This is a genomic window from Agrobacterium sp. 22-223-1 (genome assembly GCF_053522385.1).
In genome coordinates, this window is record NZ_JBNWCN010000001.1 from 1,291,218 (window position 1) to 1,315,038 (window position 23,821).

The following is a 23,821-nucleotide window of genomic DNA, read 5'->3' on the forward strand; positions in this document are numbered from 1 at the left end:
CTTAAATGGGTCTCAGCCCTTTTGCCCGATCCTGCTTTCAGTGCCCGCCAGAAGCCGCGCGATGTTCTCGCGGTGCTTCCACCATGAAATCGCACTCAGCAGCGTCACCAGCAGCGCCGTCTTTTCAGGTCCGAGCACCCAGAGGGCCACGGGAATGACCAGCATGGCCAAAAGCGCCGAGAGCGAGGAATAACGGGTGATGAAGGCGGTCGCGAGCCAGATGAGCGCAAAGGCCAGCATCATCAGCGGTGCGGCACCCAAGAGCACGCCGATATAGGTCGCCACACCCTTGCCGCCCTTGAAGCCGAGCCACACCGGAAAGAGGTGGCCGAGGAAGGCGAAGAAACCGGCGACCAGCGACGCTTCGTAACCCCAGAGCGCATTGGCGACCAGCACCGCCGCCGTGCCCTTCAGCGCGTCCATCAGCAGCGTTGCGGCGGCGAGCTTCTTGTTGCCGGTGCGCAGCACATTGGTCGCGCCGATATTGCCGGAGCCGATCTTGCGCACGTCGCCCAGCCCCGCCATGCGGGTAAGAATGAGGCCGAAGGGAATAGAACCGAACAGATAGCCGATCAGCGCCGAAAGCGCGAGAAGGGCAGGCGCCGTCTGCCAGTCAGTCAAAGCACTCATTCAAACGTCCCCTCTGTCGCGCTGGCCGCGTGATCTCTGTTGGTGATCTTATGCCAAGGAATGAACGGCTTTGCCAGCCACATAAGTGGCAACCGCGCGGCCGCTGAAACGGGCATCCTCGAACGGGGTGTTCTTGGATTTCGAGACCAGCTGCTCCTTTGCCACGAGCCACGGCTCGTCGAGATCGATCAGCGTGATATCGGCCTTCGCGCCCGCCTTCAGCGTTCCCGCATCCAGTCCGAAAATCTTCGCCGGGCGGGTGGAGAGCGCATCGATCAGCCGCATCAGCGGAACTTCGCCGCTATGGTGCAGGCGCAGCGCCGCGGCCAGCAGGGTTTCGAGCCCGACCGCGCCGCTCGCCGCATCCGAAAACGGCAGGCGTTTGGTGTCGACATCCTGCGGGTCGTGCGAGGAGACGATGATATCGATGGTGCCGTCCTTCAGTGCTTCCACCATGGCCTTGCGGTCGTCTTCGGCGCGCAGCGGCGGCGAAAGCTTGAAGAAGGTGCGGTATTCGCCGATGTCGTTCTCGTTGAGCGTCAGATGGTTGATCGAGATGCCGCAGGTGGCCTTTACGCCCCGCTGCCGCGCAACGCGGATCGCTTCTGCCGATTCGGGCACGGAAATCTTGGCGGCGTGGTAGATCGCCTGTGTCAGCCCGGCAATGCGCAGGTCGCGCTCCAGCGGAATGATCTCGGCTTCCTTCGGAACACCCGACAGCCCGAGCCAGCTTGCGAAAAGCCCCTCGTTCATGTCGCCGCCGCCGATATATTTGTCGCGCGTCTCGAGCGCGATCACTGCGCCCAGTTCGCGCGCATAGGTCATGGCGCGGCGCAGCACCAGCGTATCGGAAAGCGCCTTGCGGCCATTGGTGAAGGCGACCGCGCCGGCTTCCTTCAACATGCCGAATTCGGTCATTTCCTCGCCGTTCAGACCCTTGGTGAGTGCTGCTGCGGGATGCACATTGACGAGCGCCTTGTCGCGCGCCGTCTTCTTCACATATTCGACCAGCGCGATGTCATCGATAACAGGATCGGTATCGGGCATGACGATGATGCTGGTGACACCGCCGGCCGCTGCCGCGCGCGAGGCGGATTCGATGGTTTCGCGGTGCTCTGCGCCGGGTTCGCCAACGAAAACACGGGCGTCCACCAGACCGGGAACGGCCAGCAGACCCTTGCAGTCGCGAACGGTCGCCCCTTCGGGAGCGCCCTGATTATGCGCGTCCTTGCCGGCCGCGAGAATGGTGCCGTCGGCACCGATAACGATGCTGCCGGTCTCGTCGAGGTTACGGGACGGATCGACGATGCGGAGATTGTTGAGAACGGTAACGGCACTCATACGCGCTCACCCTGATTTTGCGAGACAAGCAGGGTTTCCATGACCGCCATGCGCACGGCAACCCCCATTTCCACCTGGCTTTCGATCACGCTCTGCGGACCGTCGGCCACGTCGGAGGCGATTTCCACGCCGCGGTTCATCGGGCCGGGATGCATGACCAGCGCATCTTCCTTCGCCGCCTTCAGCTTTTCGGCATCGAGGCCGTAATAATGGAAATATTCGCGCACCGAAGGCACGAAGGAGCCGGACATGCGCTCGCGCTGCAGGCGCAGCATCATCACCACATCGGCGTTCTTCAGCCCTTCCTTCATGTCGTGGAAGACTTCGACGCTCATGTCGCGGATACCGGAGGGCAAAAGCGTGGCGGGGGCGACGACGCGAACGCGCGCCCCCATCTGGTTGAGCAGGATGATGTTGGAACGGGCAACGCGCGAATGCAGCACGTCGCCGCAGATTGCCACCGTGATGCCGGACAGTTCGCCCTTGGCGCGGCGGATGGTCAGCGCGTCGAGCAGCGCCTGCGTCGGGTGCTCATGCTGGCCGTCGCCGGCATTGACGACCGAGCAGGCGACCTTTTGCGCCAGCAGCGCCGCGGCTCCGGCGGAGGAGTGGCGAACCACCAGCACATCCGGGCGCATGGCGTTCAGCGTCATCGCCGTATCGATCAGCGTTTCGCCCTTCTTCACCGAGGAATTGCCGACCGACATGTTCATCACGTCTGCGCCGAGACGCTTTCCGGCAAGCTCGAAGGAGGATTGCGTGCGCGTCGAGGCTTCGAAGAACAGGTTGATCTGCGTCAGGCCCCGAAGCGTCGAGGTCTTTTTCTCGCGCTGGCGGCTGATTTTCACCGCCTCGTCGGCCTTGTCGAGAAGCAGGGTAATATCCTGATGGGAAAGCCCCTTGATGCCGAGGAGATGGCGATGGGGGAAGAAGACCATGCGGTTTGCCTCCTGACGGGCGCCGCATTTTCCCGTGAAAATGCCCGGAACGCCCGAATGCTGATCCGCGCGCTCCCATTCGCTGTGAACACGCCTCAGGAGTGCGGCGGAATTCGGTCCTGCGCTCTATAGAGACTGCATGGTCGCGGGGCAAGCGCCCGCAACTCCTGAAATGAAAACATGGCGATGTTTCCCCAACCCTCGAGGGCAAACGGCCTGACGATGGAAGGCGCAGGCATCAAACGATGCCATGCTCCTTCAAAAGCGCCTGTTCGTCGCCTGACGCCCAGCCGAAAACTTTCGGCGCCCCATCCAGCCTCTGGACGAAGTAGTGAACATCGAAATCGATTGCGACATCCGGTTGTCGCTTGCGATCGAAGGTCGCCGTCCAGGCAACATGGGCAAGGCAATGATGGTCGTCGATGGGCGAGATACGGATGTCGCGTATCCGCATCTCCTTCGTTCCGATCGTCCGGTAGCGCTCGTAACCCTTCATCATGACCTGCTTCAAGTGGTCATCGTTCTTTCCGGTCATCACCCCGGCGGGGGAGGCGGCGATGAAGTCGGAGGCGTAGAGGGAGGCGACCTCCTCCATATCCATGTCACCTTTGAGGGACTTGTTGAAAAATCGCTCATATCGCTCGAAGAGCTTTCTTACGCTGGCCTCCATGGTCTCCTCCCTGTGCAGCCGTTCAGCAAAGTCGCCAACCGAAAAAGCCTGCCGCAGGTTCCACATCCGGCCGCAGATTATGGAGAATGCGTTTATCCGCATGCCCGCCGGTTGCTGCCGCAACTTCTGCGCGGCTTTTTGGGGACTGTCGTTGATCTTGCCGGAAACGTGTTTGGTATTCTCCGGGCCGGATACCTAAATCAGGATCACTCCCGAAAAATGCTGAAAGCGGCGGTTTAATCGTCTCAATCGCTTCCTGCGGGTGGAATTATGCAATATCACCCCACTATGCAACGCCAGTACAAAACAGCTAGAAGCAGCGGATGACCCAGAATTCCCGGACAGAAGAAACGCTCGCCGAACTGAACCAGCCAAGCCTCTGGTCCGGTATCAACGCCTATCGTTCCGATCCGCTGATCGTCGACCTCACTTCCGGCCTGTCGCGCAATCTAAGGGATGAGTTCGACCAGCTCGGCCGCTATGTCACGTCGCATGAGGCGCAGGAACTGGCGCGCATGGCCAATCAGGGCGTGCCGCAGCTGCATACCCACGGCCCGCGCGGCGAGCGTCTGGATCAGGTGGAATTCCATCCCGCCTGGCATGCGCTGATGCGCCGTTCCATGTCGTCAGGCCTGCATTCCAGCGTCTGGGAAAATTCTCCCGATACGCGCGGCAATGAGCACAAGGCCCGCGCCACGAAATTTTACCTGACCTCGCAACTCGAGGCCGGGCATCTTTGCCCGCTGACCATGACCAGCGCCTCCGTCGCGGCCATCATGGCTTCGCCGCGCGTGCAGAAGGAATGGGCGCCGAAGATCCTCTCGCGCAAATATGATTCTTCGCAGAAACCGGCCCTGCAGAAAACCGCCGTCACCATTGGCATGGGCATGACGGAAAAGCAGGGCGGCACGGATGTGCGCGCCAACCGTACGACGGCCGAGCGGGTGGGCGAGGGCATCTATCGCCTGTCCGGTCACAAGTGGTTCCTCTCCGCGCCGATGAGCGACGGTTTCGTCATGCTCGCCCAGATGGGCGACGGCATGGGCTGCTTCCTCGTGCCGCGTTATCTGGAGGATGGCTCAAAGAACGGCCTGCACTTCCAGCGCCTCAAGGACAAGCTCGGTAATCGCTCCAACGCATCCGCCGAAGTCGAATTCACAGATGCCTTCGGTTATCTGCTGGGCGATCCCGGCAGCGGCATCCGTACGATCCTCGACATGGTGACACTGACGCGGCTCGATTGCGCGCTTGCCTCCGCCGGCATGATGCGCGCCTCGCTTGCCGAAGCCGTGCACTATGCCCGCGGCCGTTCTGTTTTCGGCAAGATGCTGGTCACGCAACCGATCATGACGCGCGTTCTCGCCGACATGGCGCTGGATGTGGCGGCGGCCACTGCGCTCTCCTTCCGGCTGGCGACCGCATTCGACGCCGCCCGCAACAATCCGGCCGAAGCCGCCTATGCGCGGGTGATGACGCCAATCGTGAAATACTGGTGCTGCAAAATTGCGCCGGCGCTCATCTATGAAGCCATGGAGTGCCTTGGCGGCAACGGTTACGTGGAAGAGCGGCCGATTGCCCGCCACTATCGCGAAGCGCCCGTCAACGCCATCTGGGAAGGCTCCGGCAACGTCATGGCGCTGGATGTGCTGCGGGTTCTCCAGCGCGGCAAGGATCTGTTCGATCTCGTCTTCCAGACGCTGGAGCGTGATCTCGGGGCAGCCGGCAAAAAGACCACCGACGTGCTGCGCGCCGCAATCGCCCTTGCCGAACGTGACGAGGGAGCGGCCCGCCTGCTGGTGGAGCAGTTCGCGCTTGCGGCCGCTGCCGCCGAGCTTTGCCGTCTCGGCGCCGGCAAGATTGCCGATGCCTTCCTCGAGACCCGTCTGGCGGGCGGCTGGCGGCATACTTACGGCATGCTCGATTCCCGCTTCGATCCGAATTATATAATCGATCTTCTTTATCCGCCTGCATCTTGACCGATGCATGCGGATGAAGGTTTTGCAGTCCCGGCGGGAGGGGTCTCGGATTTGAAAAACAGCAATGGCGTAAAGCGTGTTCTGATCTGTCGTGACACTTTCGCGCATCGATGCGCGGCAAGGGAAGGCGGCTGCCAATGCTGACCTTCCGTTCCGCCCGTTCCGAGGATGAAGACGCGCTCTACGCCATAAGCCTCGCCACCGGCGATGCCGGGCAGGACGCCACCACCCTTTACAAGGATGGCCGCATGGTCGGGCACATCTATTCCGTGCCCTATCTGCATCTCTGGCCCGATGCCGTTTTCGTGGCGGAGGATGAAGAGGGTGTGTGCGGTTATATCGTCGGCGCACTCGATACGGCGCTGCACGAAGAACGGCTGGAGCGGGAATGGTGGCCGCATCTGCGCAGCCTTTACCCCGATCCCGGCGGCGACCAGCAGACATGGGACGCCGACCAGCGCCGCGCCCAGTTCATCCATCATCCGCGCCGCACACCCGCCTGGCTCACCGATCCGTTTCCGGCCCATATCCACATGAACCTCCTGCCGCGCACACAGGGCAAGGGCGGCGGCACCCGGCTTCTGTCGCGCTGGCTCGATATGGCGAGACAGAACAACGTCTACGGCATCCACCTCGGCGCCAGCGAACGCAACCATGCGGGTATGCGTTTCTGGGAAACCCGTGGCTTCAAACGCCTCGAAAGCCACGAAACGCCCGGCAGCGTCTGGTTCGGCATGGCGCTGGAGTAATATTGGCAGATTATGCCAATCGGTGGTATTGTTGGACGTCGCTAATATCTGGTGGAGGCTCTGATGCCAACGCGTAACGTCGTTCTAACACAGCATCACGAAGAGATCATAGACGAACTCGTTAAATCTGGCCGCTATCAAAATGCCAGCGAAGTGCTACGCGAGGGCTTACGATTGATCGAAAGACGCGAGCGCCTTGAGGTGACCAGATTGGAAGCCTTGAGGGTGGCGGCGCAACAGGGCTTCGCAGACCTTGATCAAGGCCGTTTTACGGATGTCGCGGATGATGATCTCGACGACTTCATTTCCGCTCTCGGACGCGACGCTGAAGCGCGCCTTGCCAAATCTGATAAGGCATGACGAAGTATCGTCTGTCCGAAGCCGCGCAATCGGACATTATTGAAATTCTTGGATGGACCCACGCGACATTTGGGGCCGCAGCGAGAAAACGCTACGAAAAACTGCTTGTCACGGCGCTGCGTGATGTTGCGCGGGATCCGTTTCGTTCCGGAACAAGTCTCCGTCCGGAAGTGGCAGACGATGTGCGCAGCTACCATCTCCGCTACAGCCGGGAGAGGGCGAGAAGTGAAACCGGCCTAGTTAAATATCCGAGGCATCTGTTGCTGTATCGCGTGTTGAATCCCGATTTGGTGGGCATCGGTCGCATTCTTCATGATTCCATGGAAATCGAGCGGCATCTCCCGGTTGACTATGGAGATGTCAGCGCCTGAAAATGCGTGGATGCTTTTCCGGCGTGTGCCGGAAACGGCATGGCGTACCCTTCATCCACAAGAACCTTCCGTCCATCCGCCCCGCCACGTTGTTCTTCCCTTCATGCTTTGTTAACCCGTTGAGGAAGGCCTTTCAAAACACGGGTAGGGAATCATGCTGGCGACCGCAGAGGCGATTTCAGCCGACAGACCGGAAAAGCGCATCAAGGATCGCGCTCAGACCGAGAAGGCGATTTTTAATGCGGCGCGGTCGCTGCTTGCCGAAGAGGGATTTCAGGGTTTTGGCATCAATGCCGTTGCCCGCCGCGCCGGCTGCGACAAGCAGCTCATCTACCGTTATTTCGGCGGCCTCGATGGCCTGATCGAGGCGATCGGCGAGGACCTCGGTTCCTGGGTGAAGGATCGCATTCCGGAAGATACCGGCGGCATGTTCCTTTTGACCTATGGCGACCTCATGGAAAAGCTCGCGCTTTATTTCATGGATGCGCTGCGCAGCGATCCTCTCGTCTGCAAGATCATCGCCTGGGAAGTGTCTGACGGTTCACCGCAGGTGCGGCAACTGGCCGAAGCCCGCGCCAAATCGCTGGGCAAATGGCTGGAGCGGATGCGCGGTTCGCTGGCGGCGCCGAAGGGGGTGGATACAGCGGCCGTCAATGCCGTACTGTTCGCCGCCATTCAGCACCTCGTCATTTCCGCTGCCACCAGCGGTCAGTTCGCTGGCGTACCGCTCAAATCGGACCGGGACTGGGACAAGATCGCTACTGCCGTCAAAAGGCTGGTGCGCGGCGTTTACGGCTGAACCGGTTTCCGCAGGCGGAAGACAGTCGCGCTTGGGCCTGTGCATTAAAGAAAAATCAGTCATGTTTTCACCGGGCCGGCAACCGCCCGGCGCATCCGGCCGTTCACGCGATCACGTTCTTTTCCACATGCCGGCCGCCCGTCGTTAACCATAACGACAGCTTTCATTTGCCTCGCCATGGCTGCCGGTCCAGTGTGGATTAACGAAATGTTAACCATGCGCAATGACTGCGCATAAGGGAGCCGCAAGTGAGCCGCTGGACAGCTTTAGGCGTCATGATGACGTTTTTTGTGATGCTGCCGTTGGATATCGACGCGCCGGCGCTGAACCTCTGCCTTATGGCCGTGGTGCGCTGGGCGGTGCTTGCCGGCGTTCCCGATACGATGTTTGTGCGGGGGCAGGCGGCATGAAGTGGTTTCTGATCCTCTGGGCCGGCCCCGTCGCGCTGCTGGGCAGCTGGTACTGGCTTTCCTATTACGACATGAGCTTCGGTTTCTACATGCTCACACGCCAGACCCATGATCTGGTGTTCCAGATTTACGGCAATATTCTCGGCCTGCCGCCGGAAAGCCTGCCGCCGCTGGTGGCGCGCGCCATCGCCGTCGACAGCCTGATCGTTTTTGCGATTCTCGCCTTCCGCAAGAGAAAGCAGATTGCCGCGTGGTGGCAGGGCCGTCAGTCGGCCGCGCGGGTGAGTGCGGAAAGCCTGTCCAGCGCGCCCTGAAGAATAAAGCTTGCGGCTGCCGAATCGATGCGTTCGGCCCGCTTTGCGCGTGAGACGTCCATTTCCAGCAATGCGCGCTCGGCCGCGACCGTCGAAAGCCGCTCATCCCAGAAAATGAAGGGCAGGGCGGTTTTTTCGCCCATTGTCCGCACGAAGGCGCGCGTCGCCTGCACGCGGGGACCGGCCGAACCATCCATGTTCATCGGCAGGCCGATGATGAAGGCGAAAACTTTTTCCTTTTCGGCGAAGGCCAGCAGCACTTCCGCATCCTGCGTGAATTTCACCCGTTTGATGACGGGGCGCGGCGTTGCGAAACGCCGTGACAGGTCCGACATGGCAAGCCCGATCGTCTTCGTGCCAAGGTCGAGGCCGGCAATCGCCTGCCCCGGCTGAAGCGTCTGCGCCAGTTCCTCAATGGTGAGTGTTGCCATGTCGCATGTTGTCCTTATCGTTTGCGGACGAATTCGGTGCGCAGCACCAGACCCTTCACCGCATCATGTTTGCAATCGATCTCTTCCGGATTATCGGTCAGGCGGATCGACTTGATGACGGTGCCCTGCTTGATGACCGTGCTGGTGCCCTTGACCTTCAAATCCTTGATGAGGGTGACGGAATCGCCATCCGCCAGCACATTGCCCGCCGCATCGCGTACTTCATTCGCACGCGCCGCTTCTGCAGCCAGTTCGGAGGCCGGTCGCCATTCACCGGTCGCCTCGTCATACACGTACTCGTCATCATTTGCGGCCATGGTCGCCTCTCTTAAATATTGGTAGTGCGGTTGTTCAGGCCGTCCTATGTCATAATATACCGGCAATACAAAGGAGAACTTCCCATGAAAATCACCTGGCTCGGCCATTCCGCCTTCCGCCTCGAAAACGGCAGCGCGAAGATCCTCATCGATCCATTCTTCACCGGTAACCCCGGTTTTGCCGGACAGGATGGAAAGTCGGCAGCCGAAGGCATCACCCATATTCTCCTGACTCACGGCCATGGCGACCATGTCGGCGATACCGTGCAGCTTGCCCGCGAAACCGGCGCGACCGTGCTCGCGAATGCCGATCTCGCCGCCTGGCTCTCCGCCAAGGGCGTCGCGAAGGTCGATATGGGCAATACCGGCGGCACGGTGCATTTCGACGGTTTTTCCGTCACCTTCACCAATGCGCTGCATTCCTCTGCCCAGATCACCGAAGACGGCGTCTCCCATTCGCTCGGCAATGCCAACGGTCTGATGCTGCATTTCGAAGACGGCCCGGCCGTCTATCACATGGGCGATACCGACATCTTTTCCGACATGAAGCTCATCAATGAACTGCATCAGCCGGATATCGGCCTTGTGCCGATCGGTGACCGCTTCACCATGGGCGGAGCCGTCGCCGCGCTCGCCTGCCAGCGCTTCTTCAATTTCGGCAATGTCATTCCCTGCCATTACGGTTCCTTCCCGATCATCGACCAGACGCCGGAGAAGTTCGTGGCCGGCATGGAAGGGGCGCAAGCGCGCGTCCACACGCCGAAGGCCGGCGATACGCTGTCCTTCTGACATTTTTCCTGCACATGTCGCGACCGCAAAACCGCCATACAGTTTGGCGCGACATGCTTTCTACCGTTGCGAATGGCGGACATGGTGATTATAGCGAATGGGAAATATCCCATCGGAGTAGAACCATGTCCGTCGATCTCGCCACCGTAAAGCGCGTTGCGCGCCTTGCCCGTATCGCAGTCAGCGAAGAAGAAGCACAGAATATGCTCGGCCAGCTGAACGGCATACTCGGTTTCGTGGAGCAGCTTTCGGAAGTGAATGTCGACGGCGTTGAGCCGATGACCTCGGTGACCCCGGTGGACATGAAAAAACGCGCCGACGTGGTGACCGACGGCAACAAGGCGGAAGACATTGTCGCCAATGCGCCTGCGACCGACCGGGACTTCTTCATGGTCCCGAAAGTGGTCGAATAAGCCGACCGCCTCTGCCGCCCGATTTTTCCAAGATTTCGAAAGCCGTTGCCGACCATGACCGACCTGACGAGCCTGACCATTGCCGAAGCCCGCGAAAAGCTGAAGGCCAAAGAATTTTCCGCCCTCGAGCTGACCGACGCCTATCTCTCCGCCATCGATGCGGCCAACGGCGCGCTGAACGCCTATGTCGCCTTGACGCCTGAAAAGGCGCGCGACATGGCAAAAGCCTCCGACGACCGCATCGCCGCCGGTAAGGCTGGCGAGCTGGAAGGCGTTCCTCTTGGCGTGAAGGACCTGTTCGCCACCCGTGACGTGCACACGCAGGCATGTTCGCATGTTCTCGACGGCTTCAGGCCGAAATATGAATCCACCGTCACCCAGAACCTCTGGGATCAGGGCGCCGTCATGCTCGGCAAGCTCAACATGGACGAATTTGCCATGGGCTCGTCCAATGAAAGCTCCTGGTATGGCCCGGCCATCAACCCGTGGCGCGCCAATGGCTCCGAACAGAAGCTGGTGCCCGGCGGTTCTTCCGGCGGTTCGGCCGCAGCCGTGGCCGCGCATCTCTGCGCTGGCGCCACCGCGACCGATACCGGCGGCTCCATCCGCCAGCCGGCGGCCTTCACCGGTACCGTCGGTATCAAGCCGACCTATGGCCGCTGCTCGCGCTTCGGCATCGTCGCTTATGCTTCCTCGCTCGATCAGGCAGGTCCGATTGCCCGTGACGTGCGTGATGCCGCCATTCTGTTGAAGACCATGGCAAGCGTGGATGCGAAAGACACCACCTCTGTCGACCTGCCGGTGCCGGATTACGAAAAGGCCATTGGCCAGTCGCTGAAGGGACTGAAAATCGGTATCCCCAAGGAATATCGCGTCGACGGCATGCCGGAAGAAATCGAAAAGCTCTGGGCCAAGGGCGTCGAGTGGCTGCGCGATGCCGGTGCCGAGGTCGTCGATATCTCGCTGCCGCATACCAAATACGCGCTGCCTGCCTATTACATCGTCGCACCGGCGGAAGCCTCGTCCAACCTTGCCCGTTATGACGGCGTTCGCTACGGCCTGCGCGTCGACGGCAAGGACATTGCCGATATGTATGAAAAGAGCCGCGCCGCCGGCTTCGGCAAGGAAGTGCAGCGCCGCATCATGGTCGGCACCTATGTGCTGTCCGCCGGTTATTACGACGCCTATTACCTGAAGGCGCAGAAGGTCCGCACGCTGATCAAGCGCGATTTCGAAAACGTCTTCCACGAAGGCGTCGACGCCATTCTGGCGCCGATCACCCCGTCTTCCGCTTTCGCTGTGGGCGATGAGGAACTCGCCTCCGATCCGGTGAAGATGTACCTGCAGGACGTTTTCACAATCACCGTCAATATGGCGGGTCTTCCGGGTCTTTCGGTTCCGGCCGGTCTCGACGGCAAGGGCCTGCCGCTCGGCCTCCAGCTTATCGGCAAGCCTTTCGAGGAAGAAACGCTGTTCAAGACGGCGCATGTCATCGAGCAGGCAGCCGGCAAGTTCACGCCCGCCAAGTGGTGGTAAGCGGATTCACCAAGCTCTCTACACGAACGGGCGGCATCAAATGCCGCCCGTTTGTTTTTCATCGATTGTCCAGCTCACCCCGCACGAGTTCCAGCCCGCGCGTCGTGATGCGGTAGGGCTTGCCGCCCGAAGAGGCGATCGCTCTCTTCCGTTTCAGTTTGCGGAAGGTGAGGAGATCGAGGCCGCTGAAAATCCAGCCGTCACGCGTGTAGAGCGCGAGTTTTTCGATTTTGTGGGCGTCGTCTCGAACGAGTTCAATTCTGCCGCCCTGGGCGAGCAGGTGAAGAATGCGCTGTTCGGCGCGGGAAATGTCCATTTTTTGGAAGTCCGGTCGGCGTCATATAGACGCGTGAAAGCAAATCCGGGTGCCGTTAAGGCATCCGGCTCGGTTTCAGCATGGCCCGGCGCGCAAGAAACTTGCGGGCAGGGCCTTTACCGGGACTCCGATTGAGCGAACATAAAAACTCCGTTCTTGCTTCTTTTTGGGTAGCGGGCAAAGCCGAGGCGGTCAAGTCCCGCCGGGCGCGAGAAAACCATGCTGGTCGAATCGCGTCGGCAATGGTTTAATTTCAACGGCCATGGAGGGCGCGGCTTGATCGTCATTCGCAATGCGCATGAGCAGGAAGCGGAGGTTCTGGCGGCCATCGGCCTCAGGGCATGGCGGCAGGCAACCGCGGCTCTCGGCATCACCCCGACCCTTTATGACAATGCGGCCAGCGCCTTTTCCAATTTTACCCGCTCGTCATGGCTGGCGATCAGGGTGGCGGAGTTTGGCGGCTCGGTTGCGGGTTGGGCGGCGCGGGAGCATTTCGACGAGACGATTTCCGATTTCTGGATCGATCCTGATTTTCACCGCAGAGGTGTCGGCAGCCACCTGTTGGGCGATGTCGAAAGGCTGATTGAGGACAGGGGGTTCGAGACCATCCGGCTTGAAACCCATGCCCAGAATGAGCCAGCCGTCGCCTTTTTCCGCCACCATGGCTACAGCGTCCGCTGGCTCTCCGTCTCCTATGCGCCGAAGCTCGACCGCGAAGTGCAGTCGGTAGGCCTGCAGAAGCAATTGGCTAAGGTCGAGAGCGGTCTTTATGGGCCAGCTTTCTGAGACAGAGTTTGCAGAGCCTCCACCAGCCGCATCGGCCAGTCCGGCATGATGGCGAGCGATGCGGCAAGGCCTATCTGCAATATCACAATCGATATCAGGATGCTGCGGAACGGTTCCTTGCGCGTTTTATGCCGCAGCAGCCGTTGTGCCGAGATTGCGCCCAGGCTGCCGCCGATGAGCGCAAGCGATAACAGCGTGCTTTCCCGGATGCGCCATGCGCCATTCCTCGCCGCTTCCTTGTCCCACCAATAGACGAGGAAGACGAAAAGATTGAAGGCGATATAGGTTATGAAACAGAGAGCGACAGTCACCATGACGTGAATTGAAACCGGGAAGCGTAAAAAACGCGTATCCTGTTTCGGCGAAAATCCCGGGCCTGGCGTGAGAGGGTGCAAGATGTCTTGCGCCCGCGCTCCATTTGTTCTACCCACCAAGGCCAAAGAACCCGTATATCGTGAGCTTCAGATGACCCTTGTAGACGTGCGCACCCCCGACCCGAAACGCTTCATTCCCGGCGCCACTGGCGATTGGGAAATCGTGATCGGCATGGAGGTGCATGCGCAGGTTCTCTCCAATTCCAAGCTGTTTTCCGGTGCTTCGACCACTTTCGGCAATGCGCCGAATTCCAACGTGTCGCTGGTGGATGCCGCCATGCCCGGCATGCTACCCGTCATCAACGAGGAATGCGTGAAGCAGGCGGTGCGCACCGGTCTCGGCCTGAAGGCGAAGATCAACCATCGCTCGATCTTCGACCGCAAGAACTACTTCTATCCGGACCTGCCGCAGGGCTACCAGATTTCGCAGTTCAAGGACCCGATCGTCGGCGAGGGCACCATCACCATTTCGCTCGGTCCGGACCGTCAGGGCAATTTTGAGGATATCGAGATCGGCATCGAACGCCTGCATCTGGAACAGGACGCCGGCAAGTCCATGCATGACCAGCACCCGACCATGTCCTTCGTGGATCTGAACCGTTCGGGCGTGGCGCTGATGGAAATCGTCTCCAAGCCGGACATGCGCTCGTCGGACGAGGCCAAGGCCTATCTCACCAAGCTGCGTTCCATCGTGCGTTATCTCGGCACCTGCGACGGCAACATGGATGAAGGCTCGATGCGCGCCGACGTCAACGTCTCCGTGCGCCGTCCGGGCGAAGGTTTCGGCACGCGCTGCGAAATCAAGAACGTCAACTCCATCCGCTTCGTCGGTCAGGCCATCGAATATGAGGCGCGCCGCCAGGTCGCTATTCTGGAAGATGGCGGCGTCATCGATCAGGAAACCCGCCTGTTCGATCCCGGCAAGGGCGAGACGCGGTCCATGCGCTCCAAGGAAGATGCGCATGATTACCGTTATTTCCCCGATCCGGACCTCTTGCCGCTCGAATTCGACGATGCCTTCGTCGAAGCGCTGAAGGTCGACCTGCCGGAACTGCCTGACGACAAGAAGGCCCGTTTCGTGGCCGATCTTGGCCTGTCGGTCTATGACGCCTCGATCCTCGTTTCGGAAAAGGCGATTGCCGATTATTACGAGGCCGTCGCCGCCGGTCGCGATGCGAAGGCCGCCGCCAACTGGGTCATCAACGATCTGCTCGGCGCGCTCAACAAGTTCAGCAAGGATATCGAGACGACGCCGGTTTCGCCAGAACAGCTCGGTGGCATCATAGATCTCATCAAGGCCGAGACCATCTCCGGCAAGATCGCCAAGGACCTGTTTGAGATCGTCTGGAACGAGGGCGGCAACCCCGCGGAAATCGTGGAAGCCCGCGGCATGAAGCAGGTGACCGATACCGGCGCCATCGAAAAGGCCGTCGACGAGATCATCGCCGCCAACCCGGATCAGGTCGAGAAGGTGAAGGCAAAGCCGACGCTTGCCGGCTGGTTCGTCGGTCAGGTCATGAAGGCGACGGGCGGCAAGGCCAACCCGCAGGCGGTGCAGGCGCTGGTGAAGGCCAAGCTCGGTATCGAGGAAGAGTAAGCGGACGCTGCCTCGTGCTCATAGGTATCGAGGCAGAAAGCTCTCATCCGTCATCCTCGGGCTTGTCCCGAGGATCTAACGACCCACAAAGTCCAACGTGCTCAGGACCTCGGGACAGGCCCGAGGATGACGTCGGGTACGAGGGACTGACATCACTTCTGCCGGGATCAACGCCCGGCATTTCTGTTTCAAGACGGAGCCAAATCATGTTCTTCATCCGGACGGCAAGCCTGCGTGACATTGAGCCGGTGCGCACCCTGCTCGCCACGACGTGGCACGCGACCTACGATGCGATCTATGGCGCGGACAAGGTGAACCAGCTGATCCTTGCATGGCATTCGCCGCAGGCCATGAAGGACCGCATCGAGAAAAAGGGCGGCGAGTTTCTGGTGGCTGACGACGGCAAGCGGATCGGCGGCATGGCCTATGGCTCCATGTCCACCAAAATGGCGAAAACGGCCCTGCTGCACCAGCTCTATGTCGCGCCCGACCTCCAGCGGCAGGGCGTCGGCCGCGATCTCTTCGCCGAACTAGAAACCTGTTTTCCGGATGCGGAAATCATGCGGCTGGAAGTCGAGCCTAAAAATACTGTCGCAATCGCCTTTTATGAAGGCGTCGGATTTGTCGAGGTCGACCGAATCGAGCGCATGGCGGGCATCGAGGGTCTGCCCGGCATCGTTATGGAAAAGAGCCTGACCCGATGAGTGAGGCACTTCAAAGACTGATCATCCGCACGGCGCGCGAAGACGATCTTCCGGCGCTCGCCGCCATTTTTGCCGCCGACGAGATCGGCGGCCACGGCGATACGGCAGAAGAATCGGCGCAGCCGGATTATCTCGCGGCTTTCCGCGCCATCGAAGCGTCGCCGAGCGAAACGCTCTATGTGGCGGAACTGGATGGCGATGTGGTCGGCACCTTCCAGACGGCGATCCTGACCAAGCTCGTCGGTCGAGGGGCAAAGTCCATGGTGATAGAGGCGGTGCAGACGCGCGCCGACATGCGCGGTCGCGGCATCGGCGCGGTGATGATCAATCATTGCCTGGAGGAAGCACGCCGTCAGGGCCTGAACGCCGCGCAGCTGACGTCCAACATGGCCCGGCTGGACGCTCACCGCTTCTACGAGCGGCTGGGTTTCGAGAAGCGGCATTTAGGCTTCAGGATGAAGCTGAAATAGCACGGATATATCTCGAAATGCTGGACAATTGCCGTGAGGGGCGGCATAAGCATGTCTTGTGCCGTGCACGGAAAATCGCTGCGGCGCATTCAAGCCCGAGGAACGTAGAATGAAGACTCTCCTGACGCAAATCTTCACCTGGTGGAACGGCCAGACGATCGGAACGCGGTTTCATACCTGGCGTTTCGGCAAGAAGGTAGGACAGGACGAGTTGGGCAACACCTATTACGAAGGCGGCACCACCTCCTGGGGCATGCCGCGCCGCTGGGTGATCTACAATGGTTATGCCGAAGCGTCGGCCATTCCGCCCGGCTGGCATGGCTGGATGCATTACCGCACCGACGTGCCGCCGAGCCAGGAAAGCTACGTTGCGCGCGACTGGCAGAAGCCGCATCAGCCGAACCTCACCGGTTCGTCCAAGGCCTATCGCCCGCAGGGATCGTTGGCCGTGGCCGGTGAGCGCCCGCGCGTGACCGGCGACTACGACGCCTGGACCCCCGGCAACTAAGCATCTTGCGATGCGCGGTGTTGTGCAAAACGCCGCGCTTGCATCCGGCCTCACCGGTTTTTGCCACATTCCGCCCTTAGGCGTTGATCCGGTCGGCGGTTCGACACAGGCAAATATTTGGAGACATATCGTATGAGGAAATTCACGCGGGATCGTTCTTTGCGTGCGCTGACAGTCTCGCTGTTTGCAGCGGTCTCTGCTGTCATCCTCATTTCGCCCGTTTCTGCTGCTCGTCTCGAAAACCGCGTGGCGGTGTTTTCCGGCATCGACAAGATCACCGGCCGCATCACTTCCTTCGATGTCTATATCGATGAGACCGTGCAGTTCGGCGCGCTTCAGGTGACGCCGAAAGTCTGTTATTCCCGCGACCAGACGGAAACCCAGAAGATCGACGCTTTTGTCGAGGTTGATGAAATCACGCTCGACCGCAAGATCAAGCGGATTTTCACGGGCTGGATGTTCGCCGACAGCCCTGGCCTGAACGCCGTTGAACACCCGATCTACGACGTGTGGCTGACGGGCTGCAAGCAGGACTCGGAAGTTCCCGCTCCCTCTACGGCAAGCAAGTAATTAACACGACCCCGACTATTTCTGGCGTCTGAGCTTCTCGGCCAAATCGGCCAGGGCTTTGCTTTTGCTTTCCAGTTGTTCGATCATTTCCTCCCGCGTCAGTTCGGGCTCGATCACGATCGGAACGGTGAACTTTTTGGGCTGATCGCCGGCGGGAGGTGAGGGGAATCTGATTTCTGAAAATGCCCTCCTCACGGCCGTTCTTGTCTGATAGGTGCTATCCCTTATGTTTTTGACCTGAACAGCCTGCATCTTTCCCGCCGGATCAACGCGGAAAGTAACAAGGAGCACCTGCTTCTTGTTCGTCCGCACGACCTTGAATTCCGGGCGGCCGGTTACGCCTGTCAAGGCTCGGGAAATTTCGCCCCGCCAGGCGGCCTGCGGGTTCGGGCGCTGTTCGGCAGCGGTGACATTCGCCGCCGGCGTCAACATCAATAACAAGGCCGCAATCCAGCGCATGACCATCCCCCGGTGAACCATATATCGTGACCGGATAAGTCATGTTTTTGAGGGTTGCAAGCAAAATCTCAGGTTGTTTTCAGCGTGGATTTTCTTGCGCAGACAATTTTTCGAAGGGCACATCCGGCCTGTCGACAGCCGCTTCAAGTATCATGGCATATTCCGATTTTGGAATATCGATTGCCCCGAATGTCTTCAGATGTTCGGTCGTAAATTGCGTGTCGAGCAGCGTAAATCCCTGCTGCCGCAAACGCTCGACCAGATGCACAAGGCAAATCTTCGATGCATTGGTGCGGCGGGAAAACATGCTTTCGCCGAAGAAGGCGGCGCCCAGCGAGACGCCGTAGAGCCCGCCGACGAGCTCCTCGCCCTCCCACGCCTCGACGCTATGGGCGTGGCCGATCTGGTGCAACTCGGTATAGAGCCTGCGGATGGTGGCGTTGATCCACGTGCTTGGCCTGTCCGGCGCTTCCGCCGCACATCCGGCCATCACCGCTTCGAAAGCGGTGTTGAAGCGTATGTCGAACGGCTTCCTGCGCATCGCCTTGGCGAGGCTTTTGGAAAAGTGAAAACCATTGAGCGGGATGATTCCCCGAATTTCCGGCTCGACCCAGAAAAGCTCGGGATCGTCAGCCGAATCGGCCATTGGGAACAGGCCGGCGGAATAGGCGCGCAGCAGGATATCGACCGTTATGCCGTTATTTCTGCTGCGCCGCCCAACCATATCGTCTTAGTGAGACGCGTCACCGGCCAGATATTTTTCCAGCCAGTGAATGTCGTAATCGCCGTTCAGGATATCCTCGTTCTGGAGGAGATCCTGGAAAAGCGGCAGCGTGGTCTTGATGCCGTCGACGACGAACTCATCCAGCGCCCGACGCAGGCGGCGAATGCACTCGTCACGGTCGCGGCCGTGAACGATAAGCTTGCCGATCATGCTGTCGTAATAGGGCGGGATCTTGTAGCCCTGATAGGCGCCTGAATCGACGCGCACGCCAAGGCCGCCCGGCGTGTGGAAATAGGTCAGCGTACCCGGTGAGGGAACGAAGGTGCGCGGGTCTTCGGCATTGATACGGCATTCGATGGCATGGCCATGGAATTCGATATCGTCCTGCGTGACCGACAGGCCCTGGCCGGAAGCGACCCTGATCTGTTCCTGCACGAGATCCATGCCGGTGATGGCTTCCGTCACCGGATGCTCCACCTGCAGACGGGTGTTCATTTCGATGAAATAGAACTCGCCGTTCTCATAAAGGAACTCGATGGTGCCCGCGCCGCGATATTTCAGCTTGCGCATGGCGCTCGCGCAGATTTCGCCGATCTTCATGCGCTGTTCGACGGTCAGAGCCGGCGAATTGGCTTCTTCCAGCACCTTCTGGTGACGGCGCTGGAGCGAGCAATCGCGTTCGCCGAGGTGAACGGCATTGCCTTCGCCATCACCGAAAACCTGCACTTCGATATGGCGCGGTTTGCCGAGGTATTTTTCCATGTAGACGGCGTCGTTGCCGAAGGCTGCTGCCGCTTCGGAACGGGCCGTCGCAACGGCCTCTTCCAGATCGGCTTCGGTCTTCGCCACCTTCATGCCGCGACCGCCGCCGCCCGCCGTCGCCTTGATGAGGACCGGGAAGCCGATCGTCCGGGCGATTTCGAGCGCGTTTTCAGGCTTCACTTCGCCATCGGAACCGGGAACCACGGGAATGCCGAGTTCCTGCGCCGTCTGCTTGGCGGTGATCTTGTCGCCCATGATGCGGATATGTTCGGCGGTCGGTCCGATGAAGGTGATGCCGTGCGCGTCGAGAATATCGGCGAACTTGGCATTTTCCGACAGGAAGCCGTAACCGGGGTGAACGGCGTCCGCACCGGTGATTTCGCAGGCCGCAACGATCTGGTGGATGTTGAGGTAGCTGTCACGCGAGGGCGGCGGGCCGATGCACACGCTTTCGTCGGCAAGGCGCACATGCATGGCGTCCGCGTCGGCCGTGGAATGCACGGCCACCGTCGGAATGCCAAGCTCCTTGGCGGCGCGCAGGACGCGTAGCGCGATCTCGCCGCGGTTGGCTATGAGGATCTTCGAAACCATGCTGAACCGCCTTTATTCGATGACCACGAGGGCTTCGCCATACTCCACGGGCTGAGCGTCGTTGACGACGATTTCCACGACCTTGCCGGACTTGGGGGCCGGGATCTGGTTCATGGTCTTCATGGCTTCGACGATGAGGATGGTCTGGCCTTCCTTGACGGTTGCACCCACTTCGATGAAGGGACGTGCGCCCGGGGCAGGCGACAGATAGACCGTACCGACCATCGGCGACGACACGGTGTTGGCCGGGTTGCGGGCAGGCGCTGCGGAGGCCGCAGGGGCGGCCGGCGCGGCTGCGGCCGGTGCAGCAACGGGGGCTGCTGCCGGTGCGGGCGCATAAGCAGCAGGCGCTGCGGCATAGACCGTGGCGGCGGGAGCGGCGCGGGAAACGCGGATGCGCAGGTCGTCCTGCTCCACTTCGATTTCCGAAAGGTCGGTATCGTTGAGGATATTCGCGAGTTCGCGGATCAGTTCCTTGTCGATACCCTGTTTCTTTTCAGACATGACAAACCCTATTCTTTGTTTCTTTTTATGCCGTGATGTTTTTCAGCGCGTGAAGCGCCATGATGTATCCATATGGTCCGAAACCGCAGACCATGCCCTTTGCCGCGGGTGATACCATCGATTTGTGACGGAACTCTTCGCGGGCGTGGATGTTGGAAATGTGCACTTCCACGACGGGCGTGGAAATCGCGCGAATGGCGTCATGCAACGCGATGGATGTGTGGCTGTAGGCGCCGGGATTGATGACGACGCCCACCGCCCGCTCGCCCGCCTCCTGCAACCAGTCCACCAGCACGCCTTCGTGGTTGGACTGGCGGAATTCCACTGCGAAACCGAGATCGGCACCGGCTTGAAGGCAATCATTCTCGATGTCCTTCAGCGTCTTGCCACCATAGATACCCGGTTCCCTTTTTCCCAGCATGTTGAGATTGGGGCCGTTGATGACGATGATGATGTTGCTCATTCACGTTTCCATAAGAAAATCAGCGACACCTATAGACTGCGCAGCCGTCAAGGAAAAGCCCCCGCAAGCCCTAAACCGGCCGCTTGGCAGGCATCTCACAGGGAATGCAGTGGCTTTTTTAGCAATCAGGAGCAGGTGGCTTTTCCACAGCTGCGCATATTGGCGATTTTTTCCTTCAGCGGGTCGGCGCCGACCGCACCGAAAACCGCCTCGTCGCCGACGATATAGGACGGCGTTCCGGTGATGCCGAGGCTGGTTGCCAGCTTGTAAGTCTCCTGCACCTGCTCGTCATTGGGGTTCTCCGCCATCGATTTGCGGATGTCGGCTTCCTTGAGGCCGAGCGAGGTCGCGACTTCCATGGCGCTGTCCTCATTCGCCCTTCCGCGGCCGCCGAGGAGCGTGCGCTGGAATTCGGGATACTTGGCCGGCGCAAGCAGCTTCACGGCATTGGAGACACGGTGGGCCGCGACGGATTCCGGTCCGAGGATCGGGAATTCCTTGAGGACGACACGCACCTTCTTGTCGCTCTTCAGAATATTGTCCATGTCGCCCATGGCGCGTTTGCAATAACCGCAATTGTAGTCGAAGAACTCGACCAGCGTGACGTCGCCATCCGGATTGCCGAGCGCCAGATCGAATTTCGATTCGAAGATGGCCTTCTTGTTGTCGGCGACGGCTTCCGCCGCCTTGGCGTTGCGCGCCGCATATTGCTTGCGCTCAAGCGCATCCTGAACCTCGAGCATGATTTCCGGGTTCTCGATCAGATATTGCTTGATGAACTCGCCCATTTCCTTCTTCTGCTGCTCGTCGAGCGCATGGGCGGGCAGGGAGGCGAATACCGTCGAAAGGGCCGTCACGCTGGCGAGAAGGGTGGAACGGAGAAAATGCGCCATATCGGTCCTCATTCTGTGCGGCCGGAGCCTCTTCAAATCTTATGAAGGCAATTACCTTACTTTAAGCCAAATGCCATACGGCAAAAATACTTGTCCGCATTATGATCGCATGATTGTGAAGATTGTGATTCTGCGGCAAGTCTCTGAAATACGGTTCAGGAAAGAGCATGCCCTTGATCACGATGTCGAAGCGGAGCGCAGTCGAACCCTTTCACGCCATGGATATTCTGGCGGAAGCGAATCGGCGCAGGCAGGCGGGCCGCCCCGTCATTTCCATGGCGGTCGGCCAGCCCTCCCATCCCGCGCCGAAAGCCTCGCTTGCGGCGGCTGAGGCCGCGCTGAAGCATGGGCGGATCGGCTATACCGATGCGCTGGGTCTGCGCGAGCTGCGCGAGGCGATTGCCGGCCATTATCGGCTGCGCCACCAGGTCGTAATCGATCCGGCCCGCATCGCCGTGACCACGGGCTCATCTGCGGCCTTCAACCTCGCCTTTTTGAGCCTTTTCGATGCGGGCGATTATGTCGCCATCGCAAGGCCCGGCTATCCTGCCTATCGCAATATTCTGAAGGCTCTCGGCCTCAATGTCGTGGAAGTGCCGGTCACCGCCGAAACCGGTTATACGCTGACGCCGGCAAGTCTGGAGCGGGCGGAGACCAAGGCCGGCTGCAAGCTGAAGGGCGTGCTTCTGGCAAGCCCGGCCAACCCGACCGGCACCGTTACCGGCCGCGAGGCGCTGAAGCGGCTGGCCAGCTATTGCGAAAGCCGCGACATGGCTTTCATTTCCGACGAGATTTATCACGGCCTTACCTTTGTCGGCGAAGAGACGAGTGCGCTCGAAATCACCGACAATGCGGTGATCATCAACTCCTTCTCCAAATATTATTGCATGACCGGCTGGCGCATCGGCTGGATGGTGCTGCCCGAAAATCTGGTCCGCCCCGTCGAGTGTCTGGCCCAGAGCCTTTATATTTCCGCGCCCGAACTGTCGCAGCTTGCGGCGACAGCGGCCTTTTCGGCGGCGGAGGAACTGGATGTCTACCGGGAAAGCTATCGCACCAACCGCGATTTCCTGATGGCGCGCCTGCCGGAGATCGGCCTGCCGCTGGCATCCCCGATGGATGGCGCTTTTTACGCCTATGTCGATACCAGCCGTTTTTCCAATGACAGCATGGATTTTGCCAGGCGCATGCTGGCGGAAATCGATGTGGCGGCGACGCCCGGCATGGATTTCGACCCCGAGGAAGGCCACAGGGCGCTTCGCATTTCCTATGCGGGTTCCGTGTCGGATATAGCCGAGGCTGTGGGACGTATCGCCGGCTGGCTGAAATAGGCCGGGATCATCCGCTCAGGGAAATCAGGTAAGGGAGATCAGGCGGGCGTGCAGCCGAAGGTGCTGTTGAACGCCTTTTCGCCCTTTGCAGTGAAGGTCAGCACACGGCCGTTTCCGCGCCGCAGCCAGTCCCGCTGCTGCATGGCTTCGAGAAGCGATGCGCCAAGCCCGCCGCCGAGATGATGGCGGCGTTCGCTCCAGTCCAGGCAATGCAGGCAGACCGGGCGACGGGCCTTTTCGAGTGACGAAAGGTCGATGCCGAAGCTTGAGAAGAAGTCGCGTCCGCTCTCCGTTAGGGCAGGATCGTCGCCTAACGTCACGAGCCCTTTTGCGGTGATGGCGGCAAGCAGCGCCACGCCGCTCTCCCCGGCCAGATGATCGTAGCAGATGCGCGCTTCCCGCAGCGCCTTGTCCTTCGGTCCCGTGCGGACGCGGACTGCGCCCGTGCGCTGGGCAAGACCCATCAACGCTTCCAGAACATGCGCCACATCCTCGTCGGAAAGACGGAAATAGCGGTGACGTCCCTGTTTTTCCGCTTTCAGGAGTTGCGCCTCGGAGAGCTTCGACAGATGCCCACTGGCGGTCTGCAGGGTCACGCCGGCGGCTTCGGCAAGCTCGCTTGCGGTCAGCGCGCGTCCGTCCATCAGCGCTGTCAGGATGTTGGCGCGGGCAGGGTCGCCGATCAGCGCGGCGACATTGGCGATCAGAGGTCCGTCTTTCATGCT

Annotated in this window: 32 protein-coding genes; 17 read left to right on the top strand and 15 right to left on the bottom strand. The window is 60.2% G+C overall.

What is annotated here, in order from left to right; genetic code table 11:
* Nucleotides 1–12 precede the first annotated feature (12 nt).
* From plsY to ACQZ60_RS06415, 4 genes are all read right to left on the bottom strand, one after another.
* A complete protein-coding gene (plsY, locus tag ACQZ60_RS06400; protein ID WP_448734929.1) occupies nt 13–630 on the bottom strand; it encodes a glycerol-3-phosphate 1-O-acyltransferase PlsY in 618 nt (205 codons plus the stop codon).
* Between the two features lie 48 nt (nt 631–678).
* Complete coding sequence (locus ACQZ60_RS06405; RefSeq protein WP_448734930.1) at nt 679–1,971, bottom strand: dihydroorotase; 1,293 nt, start codon at nt 1,969–1,971, stop codon at nt 679–681.
* Entirely contained in the window at nt 1,968–2,909 is a 942-nt protein-coding gene (locus tag ACQZ60_RS06410; protein WP_003521487.1) for an aspartate carbamoyltransferase catalytic subunit, read from the bottom strand. The genes ACQZ60_RS06405 and ACQZ60_RS06410 overlap by 4 nt, the downstream gene beginning before the upstream one ends.
* A gap of 238 nt (nt 2,910–3,147) precedes the next feature.
* Nucleotides 3,148–3,579, bottom strand: a complete 432-nt coding sequence (locus ACQZ60_RS06415; protein ID WP_080853180.1) for a hypothetical protein — start codon at nt 3,577–3,579, stop codon at nt 3,148–3,150.
* Nucleotides 3,580–3,902: 323 nt separating this feature from the next.
* Here ACQZ60_RS06415 and ACQZ60_RS06420 point away from each other — a divergent pair, with 323 nt between their 5' ends.
* The 7 genes from ACQZ60_RS06420 to ACQZ60_RS06450 all read left to right on the top strand — a co-directional run bounded on the left by ACQZ60_RS06420 (nt 3,903) and on the right by ACQZ60_RS06450 (nt 8,558).
* A complete protein-coding gene (locus tag ACQZ60_RS06420; protein ID WP_020808932.1) occupies nt 3,903–5,555 on the top strand; it encodes an acyl-CoA dehydrogenase family protein in 1,653 nt (550 codons plus the stop codon).
* A 137-nt stretch (nt 5,556–5,692) separates the two neighbouring features.
* Entirely contained in the window at nt 5,693–6,304 is a 612-nt protein-coding gene (locus ACQZ60_RS06425; protein ID WP_269830840.1) for a GNAT family N-acetyltransferase, read from the top strand.
* Nucleotides 6,305–6,367: 63 nt separating this feature from the next.
* Nucleotides 6,368–6,664, top strand: coding sequence for a type II toxin-antitoxin system ParD family antitoxin (locus ACQZ60_RS06430; protein WP_020808934.1), 297 nt, complete (start codon nt 6,368–6,370; stop codon nt 6,662–6,664).
* A complete protein-coding gene (locus tag ACQZ60_RS06435) occupies nt 6,661–7,035 on the top strand; it encodes a type II toxin-antitoxin system RelE/ParE family toxin (protein WP_448734931.1) in 375 nt (124 codons plus the stop codon). Before ACQZ60_RS06430 ends, ACQZ60_RS06435 begins: the two co-directional genes overlap by 4 nt.
* Nucleotides 7,036–7,189: 154 nt before the next feature.
* Nucleotides 7,190–7,834: a TetR/AcrR family transcriptional regulator gene (locus tag ACQZ60_RS06440; RefSeq protein WP_003521480.1), complete on the top strand. Its 645-nt coding sequence runs from the start codon at nt 7,190–7,192 to the stop codon at nt 7,832–7,834.
* A gap of 275 nt (nt 7,835–8,109) precedes the next feature.
* Nucleotides 8,110–8,244, top strand: coding sequence for a hypothetical protein (locus ACQZ60_RS06445; protein WP_256366667.1), 135 nt, complete (start codon nt 8,110–8,112; stop codon nt 8,242–8,244).
* A complete protein-coding gene (locus ACQZ60_RS06450; RefSeq protein ID WP_020808937.1) occupies nt 8,241–8,558 on the top strand; it encodes a DUF6105 family protein in 318 nt (105 codons plus the stop codon). Before ACQZ60_RS06445 ends, ACQZ60_RS06450 begins: the two co-directional genes overlap by 4 nt.
* On the opposite strand, the gene ruvX is transcribed toward ACQZ60_RS06450, so the two are convergent.
* Together ruvX and ACQZ60_RS06460 are read right to left on the bottom strand one after the other, a co-directional pair.
* Nucleotides 8,510–8,989, bottom strand: a complete 480-nt coding sequence (gene ruvX, locus ACQZ60_RS06455; RefSeq protein ID WP_448734932.1) for a Holliday junction resolvase RuvX — start codon at nt 8,987–8,989, stop codon at nt 8,510–8,512. The genes ACQZ60_RS06450 and ruvX overlap by 49 nt on opposite strands.
* A gap of 14 nt (nt 8,990–9,003) precedes the next feature.
* Nucleotides 9,004–9,306 carry an alkylphosphonate utilization protein gene (locus ACQZ60_RS06460; RefSeq protein ID WP_003521474.1) on the bottom strand — a complete coding sequence of 101 codons (303 nt, stop codon included), beginning with the start codon at nt 9,304–9,306 and terminating at the stop codon, nt 9,004–9,006.
* Nucleotides 9,307–9,390: 84 nt separating this feature from the next.
* On the opposite strand from ACQZ60_RS06460, the gene ACQZ60_RS06465 reads away from it, so the two are divergent.
* From ACQZ60_RS06465 to gatA, 3 genes are all read left to right on the top strand, one after another.
* Nucleotides 9,391–10,095 (top strand): metal-dependent hydrolase, encoded by a 705-nt coding sequence (locus tag ACQZ60_RS06465; RefSeq protein WP_080852189.1) that lies wholly within the window; start codon nt 9,391–9,393, stop codon nt 10,093–10,095.
* Nucleotides 10,096–10,220: 125 nt separating this feature from the next.
* The gene (gene gatC, locus ACQZ60_RS06470; protein WP_003521472.1) at nt 10,221–10,508 is read left to right on the top strand and encodes an Asp-tRNA(Asn)/Glu-tRNA(Gln) amidotransferase subunit GatC; all 288 of its coding nucleotides are present in this window, start codon (nt 10,221–10,223) and stop codon (nt 10,506–10,508) included.
* A gap of 54 nt (nt 10,509–10,562) precedes the next feature.
* Complete coding sequence (gatA, locus tag ACQZ60_RS06475) at nt 10,563–12,044, top strand: Asp-tRNA(Asn)/Glu-tRNA(Gln) amidotransferase subunit GatA (protein WP_448734933.1); 1,482 nt, start codon at nt 10,563–10,565, stop codon at nt 12,042–12,044.
* A gap of 58 nt (nt 12,045–12,102) precedes the next feature.
* Here the strand turns inward: gatA and ACQZ60_RS06480 are convergent, their stop codons facing one another.
* Entirely contained in the window at nt 12,103–12,360 is a 258-nt protein-coding gene (locus ACQZ60_RS06480) for a YjhX family toxin (protein ID WP_003521470.1), read from the bottom strand.
* 276 nt (nt 12,361–12,636) lie between these two features.
* Here ACQZ60_RS06480 and ACQZ60_RS06485 point away from each other — a divergent pair, with 276 nt between their 5' ends.
* The gene (locus tag ACQZ60_RS06485) at nt 12,637–13,146 is read left to right on the top strand and encodes an N-acetyltransferase family protein (RefSeq protein ID WP_448735319.1); all 510 of its coding nucleotides are present in this window, start codon (nt 12,637–12,639) and stop codon (nt 13,144–13,146) included.
* Here the strand turns inward: ACQZ60_RS06485 and ACQZ60_RS06490 are convergent.
* On the bottom strand, nt 13,128–13,460 hold the full coding sequence (locus tag ACQZ60_RS06490; RefSeq protein ID WP_448734934.1) for a DUF1294 domain-containing protein: 333 nt from the start codon (nt 13,458–13,460) through the stop codon (nt 13,128–13,130). The genes ACQZ60_RS06485 and ACQZ60_RS06490 overlap by 19 nt on opposite strands.
* A gap of 151 nt (nt 13,461–13,611) precedes the next feature.
* Between ACQZ60_RS06490 and gatB the strand changes: the two genes are divergently transcribed.
* The 5 genes from gatB to ACQZ60_RS06515 all read left to right on the top strand — a co-directional run bounded on the left by gatB (nt 13,612) and on the right by ACQZ60_RS06515 (nt 17,369).
* On the top strand, nt 13,612–15,117 hold the full coding sequence (gatB, locus tag ACQZ60_RS06495) for an Asp-tRNA(Asn)/Glu-tRNA(Gln) amidotransferase subunit GatB (protein WP_020810213.1): 1,506 nt from the start codon (nt 13,612–13,614) through the stop codon (nt 15,115–15,117).
* A gap of 206 nt (nt 15,118–15,323) precedes the next feature.
* Complete coding sequence (locus tag ACQZ60_RS06500; RefSeq protein WP_400812266.1) at nt 15,324–15,821, top strand: GNAT family N-acetyltransferase; 498 nt, start codon at nt 15,324–15,326, stop codon at nt 15,819–15,821.
* Nucleotides 15,818–16,291 carry an N-acetyltransferase family protein gene (locus ACQZ60_RS06505; RefSeq protein WP_448734935.1) on the top strand — a complete coding sequence of 158 codons (474 nt, stop codon included), beginning with the start codon at nt 15,818–15,820 and terminating at the stop codon, nt 16,289–16,291. Before ACQZ60_RS06500 ends, ACQZ60_RS06505 begins: the two co-directional genes overlap by 4 nt.
* A gap of 109 nt (nt 16,292–16,400) precedes the next feature.
* The gene (locus ACQZ60_RS06510) at nt 16,401–16,799 is read left to right on the top strand and encodes an NADH:ubiquinone oxidoreductase subunit NDUFA12 (RefSeq protein WP_003521463.1); all 399 of its coding nucleotides are present in this window, start codon (nt 16,401–16,403) and stop codon (nt 16,797–16,799) included.
* A gap of 132 nt (nt 16,800–16,931) precedes the next feature.
* Nucleotides 16,932–17,369 (top strand): DUF2155 domain-containing protein, encoded by a 438-nt coding sequence (locus ACQZ60_RS06515; RefSeq protein ID WP_003521462.1) that lies wholly within the window; start codon nt 16,932–16,934, stop codon nt 17,367–17,369.
* 15 nt (nt 17,370–17,384) lie between these two features.
* On the opposite strand, the gene ACQZ60_RS06520 is transcribed toward ACQZ60_RS06515, so the two are convergent.
* The 6 genes from ACQZ60_RS06520 to ACQZ60_RS06545 all read right to left on the bottom strand — a co-directional run bounded on the left by ACQZ60_RS06520 (nt 17,385) and on the right by ACQZ60_RS06545 (nt 21,765).
* On the bottom strand, nt 17,385–17,828 hold the full coding sequence (locus ACQZ60_RS06520) for a hypothetical protein (RefSeq protein WP_448734936.1): 444 nt from the start codon (nt 17,826–17,828) through the stop codon (nt 17,385–17,387).
* 79 nt (nt 17,829–17,907) lie between these two features.
* Complete coding sequence (gene aat, locus ACQZ60_RS06525) at nt 17,908–18,552, bottom strand: leucyl/phenylalanyl-tRNA--protein transferase (protein ID WP_448734937.1); 645 nt, start codon at nt 18,550–18,552, stop codon at nt 17,908–17,910.
* Between the two features lie 6 nt (nt 18,553–18,558).
* Nucleotides 18,559–19,905 carry an acetyl-CoA carboxylase biotin carboxylase subunit gene (accC, locus tag ACQZ60_RS06530; RefSeq protein ID WP_003521459.1) on the bottom strand — a complete coding sequence of 449 codons (1,347 nt, stop codon included), beginning with the start codon at nt 19,903–19,905 and terminating at the stop codon, nt 18,559–18,561.
* A 12-nt stretch (nt 19,906–19,917) separates the two neighbouring features.
* Nucleotides 19,918–20,409, bottom strand: coding sequence for an acetyl-CoA carboxylase biotin carboxyl carrier protein (gene accB / locus ACQZ60_RS06535; protein WP_059752742.1), 492 nt, complete (start codon nt 20,407–20,409; stop codon nt 19,918–19,920).
* A 25-nt stretch (nt 20,410–20,434) separates the two neighbouring features.
* Nucleotides 20,435–20,872, bottom strand: coding sequence for a type II 3-dehydroquinate dehydratase (gene aroQ / locus ACQZ60_RS06540; RefSeq protein WP_065653953.1), 438 nt, complete (start codon nt 20,870–20,872; stop codon nt 20,435–20,437).
* A gap of 125 nt (nt 20,873–20,997) precedes the next feature.
* Nucleotides 20,998–21,765, bottom strand: coding sequence for a DsbA family protein (locus ACQZ60_RS06545; protein ID WP_003521455.1), 768 nt, complete (start codon nt 21,763–21,765; stop codon nt 20,998–21,000).
* Nucleotides 21,766–21,938: 173 nt separating this feature from the next.
* Here ACQZ60_RS06545 and ACQZ60_RS06550 point away from each other — a divergent pair, with 173 nt between their 5' ends.
* Nucleotides 21,939–23,096 carry a pyridoxal phosphate-dependent aminotransferase gene (locus ACQZ60_RS06550; protein WP_448735320.1) on the top strand — a complete coding sequence of 386 codons (1,158 nt, stop codon included), beginning with the start codon at nt 21,939–21,941 and terminating at the stop codon, nt 23,094–23,096.
* A gap of 38 nt (nt 23,097–23,134) precedes the next feature.
* Here ACQZ60_RS06550 and ACQZ60_RS06555 read toward each other — a convergent pair whose 3' ends face one another.
* The gene (locus tag ACQZ60_RS06555; RefSeq protein ID WP_065653952.1) at nt 23,135–23,818 is read right to left on the bottom strand and encodes an ArsR/SmtB family transcription factor; all 684 of its coding nucleotides are present in this window, start codon (nt 23,816–23,818) and stop codon (nt 23,135–23,137) included.
* Nucleotides 23,819–23,821: the final 3 nt, after the last annotated feature.